The following is a 14404-nucleotide window of genomic DNA, read 5'->3' as shown; positions in this document are numbered from 1 at the left end:
ACTCATTTTAAAGTTATCTATTTAACAATGATTGATGACAAGCGAAGAATATTAGCCAAAGAGCCAATTGTTTGGCGAGGAGATCTTTCAGACGATTGTACTGCTGAATGGGCCGGCTTAATGTTGCGGGCGGAATGGATGGACGAAGATTATTGGTGGTGGGCTGTTTATGATATGGAAATGAATGAAATCACCATAGACAGCTCCAATGAATATCCTGATGAACAGTTTGTAGGCGGAGTAGTTGCGAGAGCAAAGGCCGAAAGTGTTGCCAAAGCGTATTTGAGTATTGATTAGATTTTTATCTTAACACGATTTTTTGTTCTGGTTTCAATGCCTGTGCTAGTCACGGGCTTTGTTGTTTGTATAATTGGTTGATTTAAAATTTGTTATACCTGTAATTGACGGTTGGTACCAGCATAGAGAATATTTTTTTTATTCCAGATAGGTATTACTTCCTGTTCAGTATACTTCTCTTATTATGGACTTACCAATTCACATCATAGAAAAGTATCTGCGTGGGGAAGCCAATGAACAGGAAACCAGGCAGGTAAATAACTGGTTCTATTCATTCGATGCGGAAGAGAATGCAGCTGATGAAGAACTGTTAGCGTTGAGAAAGCAAATAGGAAAGAGAATATATGATCGTCTGGATAAGAGTATTGATTTATCCATCAAACAGCGGGAAAAAGCAACGTACCAGGGTGCTGAGACTTGCTGCGGCAGTCGTTGTTTTATTGGGTATTGGCATGTATTTCCTGGTCCAAAGAAATGGCATCTTCTTTCACAAACAACAGCTTGCCGGTAAGTCGCCTCAAACGCCAACTGGAAATAGCAAGGCGACATTAATTCTTGCAAATGGAAAAAAATTGCACTGGATAGTGCGGCTGATGGACCTATTGATAGCAGGAATGGCATACAGATTATAAAATCCGAAGATGGCAAGGTCGCATATGTACCCAGCCCGCAATCTGCGCAGTTATCAGCGGTTGCTTATAACATCATTATTACGCCTAAGAGTGGCCAGTACAGTGTTACCTTATCAGATGGAACAAAAGTGTGGTTAAATGCGGCGTCATCACTCCGGTATCCGGTGTCATTTAGTGAAGGTAGCAGAGAAGTGGAATTATCCGGAGAAATATAACACCTGTTTAATCAAGAAATGATACTATATATTACTCACAAATAATTGGATGCTTAAAGAGATGATCGGAACAATACAAATATAGTAAGTATAGATTTCCTATAGTAAGAATGTTGTGCCTTCGCAGGTTGTATAAGCCCGGTTTTAGCAATTAAAAGAATGTTTATTTATTGGGATATGAAAGGAGAATTGTCTATTTTAACCAACATTTTAAAAAACAAACTCCAATGAAACTATCCCAACTATCCCGACTTTCAATGCTGATTGTATTGACAGCTACCATCTTTTTAGTGAACGCCTGTAGCAAGGATGGCAGTGCCGGTCCTGCTGGTCCCACCGGTGCAAAAGGCGACAAGGGCGACAAAGGTGATCCTGGTACTAACGGTACTACGGGCATATTTTATTCCAGCTGGCTGGATGTGAAATTTGACGCTGACACTGTACATATGCCAGGCGGAAGAATTGACACTCTCGGCTATTATGCTGTTGTAGATGTGCCGAAAATCACCCAGGAGGTACTGACCAGCGCTGATGTGAGAGTGTATATTAACCTGAATAACGCTACTGACCCTACTATAGCGCTTTTACCCTATATGGAAGAGTCAGGGGTGATGATTCGTTTTATTGCCTATAAGGGCAAACTGCAGATGAGTTCCAACGCAGATGCCAGTACGGTTGTTGATAAGCAGGGAGTAAAACGACTTCAGTACCGCTATATGATTGCACCGGGTGGTACTACGGCAAGAAAGGCTGATATTAACTGGAGTGACTATAATGTTGTAAAGGCTTATCTGGGCCTTAAAGATTAATCGTTAGATTTCCAGTATGCCATAAAAAAAGCGCGGTGATGACACCGCGCTTTTTTTATGGCATAAATAAGGTTTACTTGCGCCATCTGATAATGCCCCCTAAAGTAGGGGATTAAATCAATTCTCTTTTTATTAAAATCATATTTTTATTTTTAAGCTGGCGGAGTTGCCGGCAATTTCACTGATTTGCAGCCGTACCAGTTTCAAGTTTACTCTTTGGGGCATCCCTTTTTTAGTTATTGTTGAAACAAGGATCGTCATGCTGGTTGCCAGAAATTCCTCTCATTATTCCTGCACAGTACTATCAAAGAATAGGATGTTTTCACTGATCCACTCATTGTAATAGAAATTTAGTTATTCATAATATAAAATTGACGCCCTGAGAATTGCATCAATAAAAGAAACTATTTTTAGAAAAACTCGATAAATCCTATATCACGTATGTAGAAATTCCATATTGACGAAAATCAACTGTAGTTCCTATCTGTTTTGTTAATACCGTTTGTTTCAAAGCAGACTTATTTTTTTATCCCGAAAACTCCAACTATGATTACTAAGTATTTTGAACGGATTAAGCATCTTGATCACTTAATAAAGATAAAAGCTACGGGCTATCCTGCTCAATTGGCAAAGCGACTAAATGTTTCTGAATCTACTTTATATGAACATCTGGCATTCATGAAAGGGAAGGGAGCGCCTATTTCCTATTGTAAACATCGGTGCAGTTACTATTATGAAATAGAAGGTTGTTTTAATCTGGAGTTTAGTCCCACATTATATGGTGACCAAAGTAGTGAGGCAAAATGAAGAGGGTAGCCCGCAAGATAAGCATAGCGAAAAAAAGCAACACAAAACATTTGACTCCGGAATGGCTGGAGGGATGCTGATTAATTTGTAATCACATTTTAAAACCAAAAAACAGTTTATGATTACAGAAATCGCACAACATCGAAAACTAAAGAGAGTAGCAATGGCAGCTGCTATTGTAGGAATGGGTATTGGTCTGACCACCGCATTATCCGGATTTACAGATAGTGGTGGTGGGGGGACTGGTTCTGGCGATGGTTGCACCACAACTGCATTCCTTTATGTGAGTTACAAAACACAGGACAAAGCAAGTAATGTACCCTGCTCGAGATGTACCAAGGATAAGATAAACCCGAAGATCGTGAAAGATTCTGCAGGAATTCAAATTGGAATTTTATATGATCGGGTTAGAGAAACAGTATTGGTAACAAGAAGGGATTGTAAACCAAGCGACGATGAACACCAGCAGTGTAATGAAATTAGCGTGACTTCAGCTTCTCTTGATTGTTCGATTTATGTTCCTGGACCTGGTACCGGTGGGTCTGGCGCTGGAATGTAGTGACGGGATGGAACATCCTTCGTGACGTATTAGTGATGGTCAAAACTCCGTCTGCAGCGTAGTTTTGGCTATCATCTACTTGGAAACCACTTCCTGTTATTGATGGGTGTCGTCGCCGAATTAGTTATCCCAATTTAATAATTTTCGTTAATGAGGTACTATAGAATAGTAATTGCCTATACATTGATGTGTTGTATGAGTTGTCATACGGATAAAAGCTCACAGCGGTCAGTTTATTTTAACCACCACTATCCGGTTACTGAAATTCATTTTGATACCACCATCATTCAGAAGCGGGTAAGTGAAGTGATTGATTCAGTCGGGTTTATAGCGTTGGAGACAAATGCGAACTCCATTATTGGCGAAATTGCAATGATGGAAGTTTATAAGGATTATATTGTTGTATTGGATGACATAGGCCTTGGTATAGTAATTTTTTCAGCAGATGGAAAGTTTCTCGCCAAAATAGAGCAACCATATAAGAATGCCAAAGGGAAATTTAAGCAATTTGTTATTGATAGAAATAAAGGGGAAATAGTAGTTTATGATTCTTACCAGGCGAAGTTTTTATATTATGACTTTAATGGAAAACTCCTTCGCATAAGGGATATTCCTTTCTCTTTTTCTGGTTTTGCACTGCTTTCAGGGAGCTACGTCTTCTTCAGTGGTTATTCTCCCTTCTTTTCTAATGGAAAAGGTGCTGTGCCAATAAAGACAGCCAACGATAGTTGTGCCACGTTGTTGTATGCGGACGATGCTTTTAAAACACTTTTTAATAAAGAAAGCCTGTTTAATTTAAATGCGGTAGATAACCTAAACACATTTAGCAACGAAAGAGATTTTTTTACAATTGATGCCAGAGAATGTTTGTTCAGCCACTCTTATTCCAATAAAATATTTCAGCTATCAGACAAAGGAATAAAGAGAATTTTTGAAATTCAGATTCCACCTTCACTCATGTACCCTCAAGGTTATTTGGATAATCGTCAATATAAGAATGTCAGGATATCCAATACTCGTGAAAAAGGAAATGCAGCCCTTTTTTGGAGTATTACAGATCCTTTTTTAATTGATAGTACAAAGATGCTGGTGAATATTAAGAATGAAATCTATCCGGTTAATTATTACCTGTTCGATTTACAGTACAATACTAGTTTGTCTTTGTCGGCTGGACTTACATACGATTCTACCTCGGGTTTTTTGCCACTAACAGAATCCCGCTTTTATGCATCCGGAAGGGATGGTATATATGGTTTTATTTCTGCTGAATTCCTGCTTGATTTAGCCAGAGATGAGAAAGCCTGGGATTTAATTAAAAAGAATCCGGCATTAAATAAAACTTTGGAGAGATTGAATAACTTATCAAATGGAGTAATAACAAAAGTTTATTTTAAGAAAGATTTATCCGTTCACTAGATTAATATAATCGTTTTCATGAAGAAAATAATTTTCTTTATTCTTATCGTTACCGCTGGATGTAAAAACCGTGAAGCTTCATTGCCTGTAAGTTCGGGGCATGCCAGACCGAAGGAAATATCAACGGCAATAAAAGTTGGGTTCTGGGACGTATATAAGCGACTGGTATTACCCAGCGATGGTATGCAGTTAAATGCCTCCTCAAAGATTTGCGATATTAATAATAATAAACATACCCTTGGTCAGTTAATTACACGGCCAACATTGATATTCAGATATTCATTCAGAGATTGTGACATGTGTGTAGACCCTGCGCTGAGTGCATTGAAGAGAAATAAATTTTATTCTTCCCAAAATACAATTATTATCACTGATGCCCTGTCGTTCAGAGATTACGCCATAAGGGTGAAGGCATTAGCTTGCGACATACCTGTTTACTGGGTTCAGTCAGAAGATATGCGCGGACTTGGGTTGCCCATAGAAAATAAAAATATCCCTTTCTTTTTTGTATTAGGGCCCGACCTGAAAGCAAGCAAGTTTTTTATTCCATATAAAGAAATAACTGACGAAACACTGAGCTACTTGAATCTTGCAGTTGATTTCTTAAAAAAATAGTGATCCGGAAATGAGACTTAAAACGATAAGCATTTTAATCATTCTTGTAATATTCCCCCGGCTGGTTTCCTCGCAAAGCTTTGTCGTAGATACTTTTCATTCCCGGGAAATCCGCATAGATCCGGAAGAGGCCTATGGTGCGGAGATTTCAGATCTCGCAACAGGGGTTGAATGCATTCCTTTGGAAACGACCTCAGAAAGCTATTTTGGGCAAGTCGACCGTCTTGAAGTAGTGCGTGATACCCTTATTATTTATGATGAAGAGACGGATGCTATTTTGATTTTTAATAGAATAGGGAAATTTGTCAATAAGATTAATACCATACCTCAGATTAAAGTAATAAAAGGAAAAAGGACTTTAAAATCCTTTAGTATAGATCGAATTAACCACCTGATTATTATCCAGGTAATGACAACTGATCACCAGCGGAAGTTGGCGTTCTTTAATATTACTGGTAACTATGTCAAATTAGAGGATGTAAGAAAAGATGACCCCATTGCGCAGTTTAATTGTTTCTATGCATTGGGAAATAGAACGTATGCTTTTGCTAATGCGCTCTTTAGTGTTCCGAAAGATTTGCAGCAACAGGAAGAAGATAGAAAGTACGAGTTGCTTTTGGGGCAATTACCCAGAGCGATATATGGGAGAGCATTGCCATTTAATTTTGACCGGGAAATTACAGGTGATGATTACCTGAGCGGAAATTTCTATGGCGTAAATGATACCGCCGCTTTCTATATAAAGTCTTATCAGTATAATGTATACAGGATAACGTCAGACAGCGTAAGGAGAGCGTACAACTTTGTTTTCCCTTATATGCTGACATTGCCGGAGGAGTTCTTTAGCGACAAACAACTGGATGGAAAGAGGGACGCTTACCTGGTCAATAATAGTAAATATATATTCACGATAGAAAATTTTTACGAATGCGGGAAATCCCTCACATTTAGTTTAGTATCTAAAGTATCTCTACCTAATGTAGGTGCACATTTCCTGTATTCTTTGACAACGGGTAGTTTGTATTCCCTGACAAACGTATCGCCAGATTCGTTAAACGCTTATTTACCGTTGTTTGCTGATCATAGTATTGTGCAAGCTGCAGATAATGGTTGCCTGTATACCTCTTTGTCATCAGCACGTCTTCTGGCAGAGAAGGAAAGTAGACCACCTGAAAAAGTGAAGCGGCTCCCCACTACATTAAAGACCTTTTTTAGTAAAGGAACAGCTAATAACAATCCTATTATTGTTAAAATAAAGATGAAAGCAGGTATCTGATGAGGCTAAAGAAAACGGATGTAAAGCGTTTAATTATTGGTTTGATAGTTTGCCTGACCGGAATAAACTGCTATGCACAGCACACTGTGAGTACCAATAGTGGTGAGATAAGGGGAGTTATTGTTGATGCTGCCTATAGTCTCAAGCTGCCCGCTGCTACAGTATCGGTATACACGCAGGATTCGGTATTGGTGCAATTTACGCTCACCAATAATTTGGGTGCATTTACATTGAAGTCGATCCCTCTTCATCAGCCGTTGCGTTTGTATGCCTCTTTTACGGGTTATAAAATCACTACCAAAACATTTACCCTTGATAGTCTTCATTTGGTGAATGATTTTAAGTCGATTAATATGACACGGGACACCTTAACATTGCAAACCGTAGTCGTGAAGTCAATAGTGCCGGTAAAAATGAATGGGGACACGCTGGAGTTTAACGCAGATGCATTTAAACTGGAAAAAAATGCGGTGGTAGAAGATTTATTGAGAAGAATACCTGCTGTCACTATTTGGGGAGATGGTACTATCACAGTAAATGGGAAGAAAATATCGAATGTATATGTAGATGGGAAGCCTTTTTTTGGTGGAGATCCTAAAATAGCCATGCAAAATCTGGATAAGTCAAGTGTGAGTAAAATACAAGTATATAACGAACCCGTTAAAAATGCATTTGCGGATACGCTGAAGAACATGAACATTGTACTAAAGCAGGATAGGAAAACAGGCAATTTTGGAAAAGCAGGCATAGGGAAAAGCATTAGTAGTAATTTGTATGATGTTGATCTTGCATTAAACCGGTATTCTCCCCGAAGCCAGGTAGGCATTGCCGGGAACCATAATACAGTCAATAAAAATGTCAATAATTTAAATCAGATTTTTTTAAACAGTACTTACAAGGGAAATACCAGTAGCGACTACGCAACTGATTTTAGCATATTGGGTGAAAATAAATCAACGGCAGCAGGCTTCACCATGAGACAGGATCTGTCGGGGAGTAATTCATCAGGTAGAACACATCAAATTAATGGGGAGTATTTCTATAATAGAACAAGGACAGATATCCTGAGTTCAGAGCAGCAAACCTACAACTTCCGGCCTGACAGCATACAACAAACGGCGCAATCAGAGTTCTTGAAAAGCACGCCCGAAAACCATCAATTCTCACTATTATACCAGGACAAAAAGGAAAATAAAGGCTTTGATATAAGCCTGAACGCTTCCAATGTCCGAAACACTCAATTTAGGGACCAGCACAGTGTTACATCAAGAGATGACGTGGAGGTATTTAAAAGGTCTGACCGCTCTGAGGAGTATAGTATTACCAATTCCGTTAGTGTAAAAACCGGTTATGACACCAGAAATGCTGCCAGCTTGAAAGCCTATAAAGGCTTGAACGTAGGACTATCGTATGGTTATGTGGAGCAAGACAATCATGGTACAAGGATGAGTGAAGTAAGCGCATTGGAGACTACAAGTGCCGGACTATATTTTAATAGGAAAAATAAGGGAAAGACCATAAAAAATAGTTTGGGTGTCATCATAGAGAGTGATGATATCGCTCCTTTGATTTTTGGGAGGAGATTTTCTAATACCGGCATAAAGCTGGCGGCTGGAAACGAGGTGAATTACACGGTGGGCAGGATAATGGCTGATGTGCAGCAATTTGATACATTGAAGTATCAGTATGTTATAAATGAATATCTGACTAATATGCGGCATTTTAGCATACTGGAAGAAACCCCCTTTTTAACACTTAGTAAAGGATTTATTAAAAAGTCAGCTAACAGATATTTCAAAATTTTGAACTTCCAATTAAAAGTGCCACTGGCAATGAGATACGATCAAAGCCGGTCGGAGAAATATTTTCAGAACTATTCTTTGAGCTATGTCAATCTATTACCGGCTCTTGTAGTCTATTATAGGAACAACCGGATTGGGAAGCATCAGCAAAATGTAAATTTTGATATTTCCCATTCAATGGCATACCCCGAAATGAATATGGTGGCGCCATTGGTGGATAGTGCTTATGATATAGTGTATATGGGTAATCCAACGTTGAAGGCAGGGAAAACCCGGGTGTTCAGGCTAGGGTATGTCAACAAGTGGAAGGACTTTGAGTTTTCCGCCACGGCATCAATAGATGAAAGTATGGATGCATTGACTACAAATACTACCTATGCAGCATTTAACCGGCGATTTTTGACTTATATGAATGCGCTTAATACCAATCGTGCCGAAAAAATTGAATTAAGGGTAAGAAATTCCTATAAGTTAAATGCGAATAATCAGATCCAGGTAAGTATTACTACGAAGAATTCAAAGTATCAGGCAGTAAACTATTTTAACAATAATGAAAATATGGCAGAAGGCTACTATAGTTCCAATACTATTTCTGTAGACTATACCTATAAGACGCTATTAAAGCTCAGCGGATCTCAGTTTTTCAATTATCACTTTCTAAAGTATGCTTATCTGAAGAATGATTTTAATACTGCGGCCTGGATCTCTTTTGTTAATCTCGAAGTAACACCGGTTAGTCACATCGTTTTGCGGACAGACTTGAGATACAATGTTCAAAGGGTAACCGATGTGGTGAGTCCTTACACCATTTGGAATGCGGCAGCAGGATGCCGCCTGCTGGATGGTCGTAATCTGGAACTGAAATTCTCTGCTATGGATCTGCTTCGGCAGAATAAAAGTATCAGATCTTCCATTAATGATTTGTCTGTTAATTTGATTTCAACAAATATGTTGCAGCAATATTACATGGTTTCCGTTGCATATTATCCAAGAAATCTGATGAAGAGAAAGCAAATTAAATCACCTATATGATTACTGAAATGGAAACGGTAAAAAAGGATAATTATCGCAGGTACTGTAACTATTTGTTACTAAACGGTAGCTTCGATGATAACATTGGACTCTGTAATGGGAAATCTGCACTGCCATTATTGTTTTATTATTTGAATACCAATAACGGATATTCTTTTTTGGAAGAAATTATAGAGCAGATTAATGACATAACAGCTGTTACTTTTGGAGATGGCATAGCAGGCTTCGGAGTAGTACTTGAACATCTGGTGCAGAAGGGATTTATTGACGAGGATGTGAACGAAATTTTAGCGGACTGTGATAAGATGATCGTCGACAGCATTAATGGCAATAACATAGCTGATGTCGGGATAGAAAGCGGTGTCACTGGAACAGGCTTTTTTCTCTTACATCGGCTTCGTACAAAGTACCCGCACCGAAATACGCTATTCTTTAATCAACGCCTAAAAGATGGCCTTTCCAGATGTGTGTTTGCCATTGAGCGGGCATTTGTTGCTTACCGTTTGGGTACTGTAGCCTATCCTGAAACGCAAACATTTTGGGCGGGTCCCAATAGCGCGCTTTTATTCCTGATAGCTTTTCGTAATCAGGGAATACCTACACCAAGGCTTGATCTCATTATCGAAGATATTATCCGGTATGTAAGCGCTCAATTGACAGATGCGACGTTTTCATGGAATCATATAGATAGCTGGTTTGTACTGTTGTATTCCGCTAAAAGACTCGATGATACCCATTATTATACGTCTCTGATTAGCGCGTTTAAAAAGGTATTGCAGGGGACAGCCGCGCAATTCGACAAGCTGGATGTTCATCATGCGGCCTTTACAGCCATGTTGCTGCATCTTATCTATAAGGATCATGGGATTGGACCCGCTTTGCATTTAAGTGATAAGGTATTAAAAATAGTGAATAAAGTATACGCAGAGTACTCCTTACCGGATCTCTTCCCATTTGATAGACATTCTAATGGAATTAATGTTGGGTTGAATACGGGCGTATGTGGGATTACTTTGCCACTTTGGAGCCTTTCAAAGAACAATTTTCAATGGTTATCTATTGTAGGAATTAATTATTAGGAAATAAAACCCAAATAAATGGCTATGTCAGATAAAGTCCGGTCTGTTGAACCCGATATAATAAATTTGGTGTTATTTTTTTGTGCTGCCAGAAGCGGTCACTTTGGGCAGGGAACATTTGTCAACACAGTTTTATCCTTTGTAAAGCCCCAGGAAAACATCAAGGTAACTATCATTAATACAGATTCCAGGGAAGCAAAGGAAGTAACTACCAGGGTTGAAGACGATATTGAGTATATAATCATTCCCTCTCCGGAAAATAAGCTTAACCTAAATACAGAAGATAATATCATACAGCGGTCATACGCGCGGAGAATCATCGATATCAGCCTACCTTATATTGAGAAGAAAGAGAATATTGTGTTCTGGGTGAATAGTATTGATTTCTTAAATGTAGCAGAGGAGATAAAGGCCCGCTTTGGAGGCGTTAAGTTATTTTATGTTCATCATGCCTGGAGCTGGAAGCATTTCAAAAATATTGCTGATGAGGAATTCGGCGCAATTTTGTTAAACGAGGAGCGGGACTTTAATCCGCGGGCCATTGAATGGACAGGTTACCAAAAGAAAATGGCCCTTATTGCAGATAAAACCATTACCGTCACCAGGCACGCCAGGTACTTTTTTGAAAAATACCTGAATGTACCTCCTAAAAAAATTGTAACTGTATACAATGGCATCGATCCGGAAACGATTAAAACATACGACAAGGCTGCCATCAGAAAGAAGTATGGATTTGGGATTGGCGAGAAAATTATCCTTTATTCAGGTCGGGTTACCGCCGAGAAAGGGCTTCCTTTCGTGTTAAAAGCCTTTCATCTGATAGCAGAAATGAATGAAAATGTTCGGCTGATAGTTGTCGGAAATGGAAAGATAGCGGAGTATATCCCGCTTGCCGCTCCTTTCTGGAGTCGTGTAGTATATACGGGAGAACTGCCTAAAGACCAGGTGTATGAATTGTATAGCATGGCTGATGTAGGCATACAGCCCTCTCTTATTGAACAATGTAGTTTTACCGCTATTGAGATGTGCTTTCATCAATTGCCATTGGTGGTAAGCAGTGATATTGGTCTTGATGAGATGTTTGACGATAGAATGGATGCATTAAAGGTAAAAGTCTGTTATGATGAAGAGGGAATTAAATACCTTGATGAAACGGAGATAGCAGAGAATATTATGTTGTTACTGGATCATCCTGAAATGGGTGCAACATTGAGTCGAAATGCGTTAGAGAAAGCCAGGGAGATGTTTAATATTTCGTGTATGAAAGAAGCCTATTTGAGCCTGTTTGATGAACTGATAACATCACCGGAAATGCAATGGAGCAGGTAACCGAAAAATCTAATTCCATGAATTTAAAACAGCTGGAGAAGAAGTATCCAAATATTGTCGTTTCAGGAGATCACCTGGTAGATAGCAAGTATCTTTTGATAGATAGCCGCGTGCACGGCTTATATGCATGCTTTCATTGTGTTTTGTATGGGTTGTCTATTTGTGAGGAAGAAGCACTTACCCCCATCATTTATTTGGGCGATAATCATCTTTATTTTGAGGAATCTTATGGCGAAAATGTTTTCAACTATTTTTATCAGCAAGAAGATATTGAGTTAAATGGTATTCCTAAAATGACCGTATTGAATATGGGAGGATACTTGAATTGGGTAAACATTTCTACGCGGGAAAAAGTGCTTTCTAATTTGCTGATAGAAAAATATTTCAAGCTGAACGAAGAGGTGAGGACGGTTATTGCCCGTTTTTGTGAACAGTTCTTTTCAAATAGCCGAATGCTGGCGGTTCATTTTAGAGGAACAGATAAGATAACAGAAACACCACTATTGCATTTTACGGAGTATTTAAATAAGATAGACTATTTACTGAATAACAATTTTTTTGATAAAATTTTTTTTGCGACAGATGAGCTGAGCTTACGTGATTATGTTAAACATCGATACKCAGAAAAAGCCGTTTTGTACAGTATTGAAGAAAATACTGGTGGAAAATCTCATTTACCTGGAACGGGGCTTCATTTCATACCAGGTAGCTCGCCTTACCTAAATGCCAGGAACGCTATTATAGAATGTTATTTATTAGCCCAATGTAATGCACTTATGAGTTCGCATAGGTCGTCTATGTCTGTTTTTGTAACATTTGTAAATCCGGACATTATTCATGTTATCCTCGAACCGTAGGAATTGGTATATAGGCATTGGAGAGACACTTACTAAGTAAAAAAGCAGGTGATGATCAAAAATAAAGATGAGTATATCAGTATCAATAAAGAGTTTAAACGAAGATTGGTGTATCGGCTGGGATGTGATTCCGGTTTTTTTTCCGAAATAAACAATATGTTGCTTGCCATGATATATTGTTTGGAGCATTCCATTCAATTTGAGCTGTACTCGGAAAAGGCCAACTACACAAAGGACGGATGGCTGGATTTTTTCGAGCCATTTACAACGCATCATCATGGCGACTTCCATCAGATTTACAACAGCAGGCCGTATCTCGTGTCGTTGCCCGACGATTCAATAATAAGGGAATTTAATGATGGAAATGGCGATAAGATAGATCTTTTAACGCAGCATGTCTGGGGATACGTGGATGATGAAAATATCTATAATGTAGGCTATAAAGTTGAATCACCATATGTAGAAGGAGCGCTGTTAGATGTTGCGGCTAATATCATTGACTGTGTATGGAAATATAATGCCGGAACCAGAGAGAAAATTGACGAGATAATGTCTTCACTCAATATGCCTGAACAGTATGCTGCAATTCATATCAGGCGGGGAGATAAACATACGGAAGTTCCTCATACCAGCTTAAAGGCATACATTGATAAGTTGGACAAGATAGAGGAGGCGGAGAGTTGGCCTATATTTCTGGCATCTGATGATGATGCAGTAGTGGAGGAGGCCAGGGTAAGTTATCCCGATAGGGAATTTTATCATCTTCATTCTCCCGGTCAGAGTGGGTTTTCGATAAAGGAGTTTTCTGCACTTAGTAATGAGGTTAAATATAGTCAACTTATCACCTTTCTGGCGGAGATAGAACTGATGAGAAAAAGTGCCGTTTTTATAGGCACTTTCACTTCTAATATCGGTATGTTTATGGGGATGGTAAGGGCCGGGAAACAGACCTGGGGCGTAGATAGTGGACATTGGCTGAATTTTAGAGGGGCAAATCGCTTATCTGTTTTCATGGATAGATTGTTTGGTCATTGTGAGTCTGGATTTTTTTTAGATATAGGCGCATATGATGGGCTGTCAAATAACTACTCCCATTTTTTTGAACACTATAGGAATTGGTTTGGAGTATGCATCGATGGTAGCGCAGCGGCCATTGAACAATTGAACGTGAACAGAAAATGTATTATCAGGCAGGCGGTTATTCACCATGAAGCAAGTGGCTATTGGACGGAATCCGGGAGATTTTCCGGACTGATGTCCAGCTATGACCGCAGCAGGATTTTTGACAGTTTTGTTAGAAGTAGTTCATTAGCGCATGAAGCAACTGAGGTACCTTGCGAGTCATTGACCGCTATTTTACAATCGCTATCCATTCAGTCGATAGACCTTTGTTATATAAATGTCATGGGAGCGGAATCAGGTGTTTTACAGAGTATTGATTTTTCCATCATTGATATTTCTGTATTTGTAATTTCAAGGGCTAAAGATACCACAGCGGAATGCGTGTTTGATTTTATGCAAATGCATGGCTATATTTTAATCAGGTCATTTGCGTATGAATTGATTTTTGTAAAAGAAAGTGCTATTCACAGCTAAAGCTATCAGTAATTGGGTTTAATTTTAAAGCTGTTCAATATCGGATAGCTCCCGTTTCAAAAACGGACACCTGTCTCCAACGC

The 14404-nt window shown here is 38.9% G+C and carries 13 protein-coding genes; all 13 read left to right on the top strand.

The features are described from left to right. Nucleotides 1-27 precede the first annotated feature (27 nt). The 13 genes from AC1DFM_RS32870 (at nucleotide 28) to AC1DFM_RS32810 (ending at nucleotide 14321) form a co-directional block, all read left to right on the top strand. Nucleotides 28-297 carry a hypothetical protein gene (locus AC1DFM_RS32870; protein ID WP_477081024.1) on the top strand — a complete coding sequence of 90 codons (270 nt, stop codon included), beginning with the start codon at nucleotides 28-30 and terminating at the stop codon, nucleotides 295-297. Nucleotides 298-481: 184 nt separating this feature from the next. After that, nucleotides 482-808, top strand: coding sequence for a hypothetical protein (locus tag AC1DFM_RS32865; RefSeq protein WP_477081023.1), 327 nt, complete (start codon nucleotides 482-484; stop codon nucleotides 806-808). Nucleotides 809-844: 36 nt separating this feature from the next. Next, a complete protein-coding gene (locus AC1DFM_RS32860; protein ID WP_477081041.1) occupies nucleotides 845-1144 on the top strand; it encodes a FecR domain-containing protein in 300 nt (99 codons plus the stop codon). A 227-nt stretch (nucleotides 1145-1371) separates the two neighbouring features. Beyond that, complete coding sequence (locus AC1DFM_RS32855) at nucleotides 1372-1953, top strand: collagen-like triple helix repeat-containing protein (RefSeq protein ID WP_477081022.1); 582 nt, start codon at nucleotides 1372-1374, stop codon at nucleotides 1951-1953. A gap of 925 nt (nucleotides 1954-2878) precedes the next feature. Beyond that, nucleotides 2879-3319: a hypothetical protein gene (locus AC1DFM_RS32850; RefSeq protein ID WP_477081021.1), complete on the top strand. Its 441-nt coding sequence runs from the start codon at nucleotides 2879-2881 to the stop codon at nucleotides 3317-3319. Between the two features lie 195 nt (nucleotides 3320-3514). Next, nucleotides 3515-4735 carry a 6-bladed beta-propeller gene (locus tag AC1DFM_RS32845; RefSeq protein ID WP_477081020.1) on the top strand — a complete coding sequence of 407 codons (1221 nt, stop codon included), beginning with the start codon at nucleotides 3515-3517 and terminating at the stop codon, nucleotides 4733-4735. Nucleotides 4736-4753: 18 nt separating this feature from the next. Then, entirely contained in the window at nucleotides 4754-5350 is a 597-nt protein-coding gene (locus tag AC1DFM_RS32840; RefSeq protein WP_477081019.1) for a hypothetical protein, read from the top strand. Between the two features lie 10 nt (nucleotides 5351-5360). After that, nucleotides 5361-6626 carry a 6-bladed beta-propeller gene (locus tag AC1DFM_RS32835; RefSeq protein ID WP_477081018.1) on the top strand — a complete coding sequence of 422 codons (1266 nt, stop codon included), beginning with the start codon at nucleotides 5361-5363 and terminating at the stop codon, nucleotides 6624-6626. Then, on the top strand, nucleotides 6626-9460 hold the full coding sequence (locus AC1DFM_RS32830) for a TonB-dependent receptor (RefSeq protein ID WP_477081017.1): 2835 nt from the start codon (nucleotides 6626-6628) through the stop codon (nucleotides 9458-9460). The genes AC1DFM_RS32835 and AC1DFM_RS32830 overlap by 1 nt, the downstream gene beginning before the upstream one ends. Beyond that, entirely contained in the window at nucleotides 9457-10539 is a 1083-nt protein-coding gene (locus AC1DFM_RS32825) for a glycoside hydrolase family protein (RefSeq protein WP_477081016.1), read from the top strand. The genes AC1DFM_RS32830 and AC1DFM_RS32825 overlap by 4 nt, the downstream gene beginning before the upstream one ends. 24 nt (nucleotides 10540-10563) lie before the next feature. Next, on the top strand, nucleotides 10564-11868 hold the full coding sequence (locus tag AC1DFM_RS32820; RefSeq protein ID WP_477081015.1) for a glycosyltransferase: 1305 nt from the start codon (nucleotides 10564-10566) through the stop codon (nucleotides 11866-11868). Between the two features lie 17 nt (nucleotides 11869-11885). Further along, nucleotides 11886-12725, top strand: coding sequence for an O-fucosyltransferase family protein (locus tag AC1DFM_RS32815; protein WP_477081014.1), 840 nt, complete (start codon nucleotides 11886-11888; stop codon nucleotides 12723-12725). A 51-nt stretch (nucleotides 12726-12776) separates the two neighbouring features. Beyond that, a complete protein-coding gene (locus AC1DFM_RS32810; protein ID WP_477081013.1) occupies nucleotides 12777-14321 on the top strand; it encodes an FkbM family methyltransferase in 1545 nt (514 codons plus the stop codon). Nucleotides 14322-14404 lie beyond the last annotated feature (83 nt).

The sequence above is a fragment of the Chitinophaga sp. 05T412 genome (genome assembly GCF_056396465.1).
Note: the sequence above shows the minus strand (reverse complement) of the source record. Positions and strands in the feature narration are given on the sequence as shown.

Coding starts and splice junctions, on each gene's coding strand:
- AC1DFM_RS32870 (WP_477081024.1), top strand. CDS start 28: ATGATTGATGACAAGCGAAGAATATTAGCCAAAGAGCCAATTGTTTGG.
- AC1DFM_RS32865 (WP_477081023.1), top strand. CDS start 482: ATGGACTTACCAATTCACATCATAGAAAAGTATCTGCGTGGGGAAGCC.
- AC1DFM_RS32855 (WP_477081022.1), top strand. CDS start 1,372: ATGAAACTATCCCAACTATCCCGACTTTCAATGCTGATTGTATTGACA.
- AC1DFM_RS32850 (WP_477081021.1), top strand. CDS start 2,879: ATGATTACAGAAATCGCACAACATCGAAAACTAAAGAGAGTAGCAATG.
- AC1DFM_RS32845 (WP_477081020.1), top strand. CDS start 3,515: ATGAGTTGTCATACGGATAAAAGCTCACAGCGGTCAGTTTATTTTAAC.
- AC1DFM_RS32840 (WP_477081019.1), top strand. CDS start 4,754: ATGAAGAAAATAATTTTCTTTATTCTTATCGTTACCGCTGGATGTAAA.
- AC1DFM_RS32835 (WP_477081018.1), top strand. CDS start 5,361: ATGAGACTTAAAACGATAAGCATTTTAATCATTCTTGTAATATTCCCC.
- AC1DFM_RS32830 (WP_477081017.1), top strand. CDS start 6,626: ATGAGGCTAAAGAAAACGGATGTAAAGCGTTTAATTATTGGTTTGATA.
- AC1DFM_RS32825 (WP_477081016.1), top strand. CDS start 9,457: ATGATTACTGAAATGGAAACGGTAAAAAAGGATAATTATCGCAGGTAC.
- AC1DFM_RS32820 (WP_477081015.1), top strand. CDS start 10,564: ATGTCAGATAAAGTCCGGTCTGTTGAACCCGATATAATAAATTTGGTG.
- AC1DFM_RS32810 (WP_477081013.1), top strand. CDS start 12,777: ATGATCAAAAATAAAGATGAGTATATCAGTATCAATAAAGAGTTTAAA.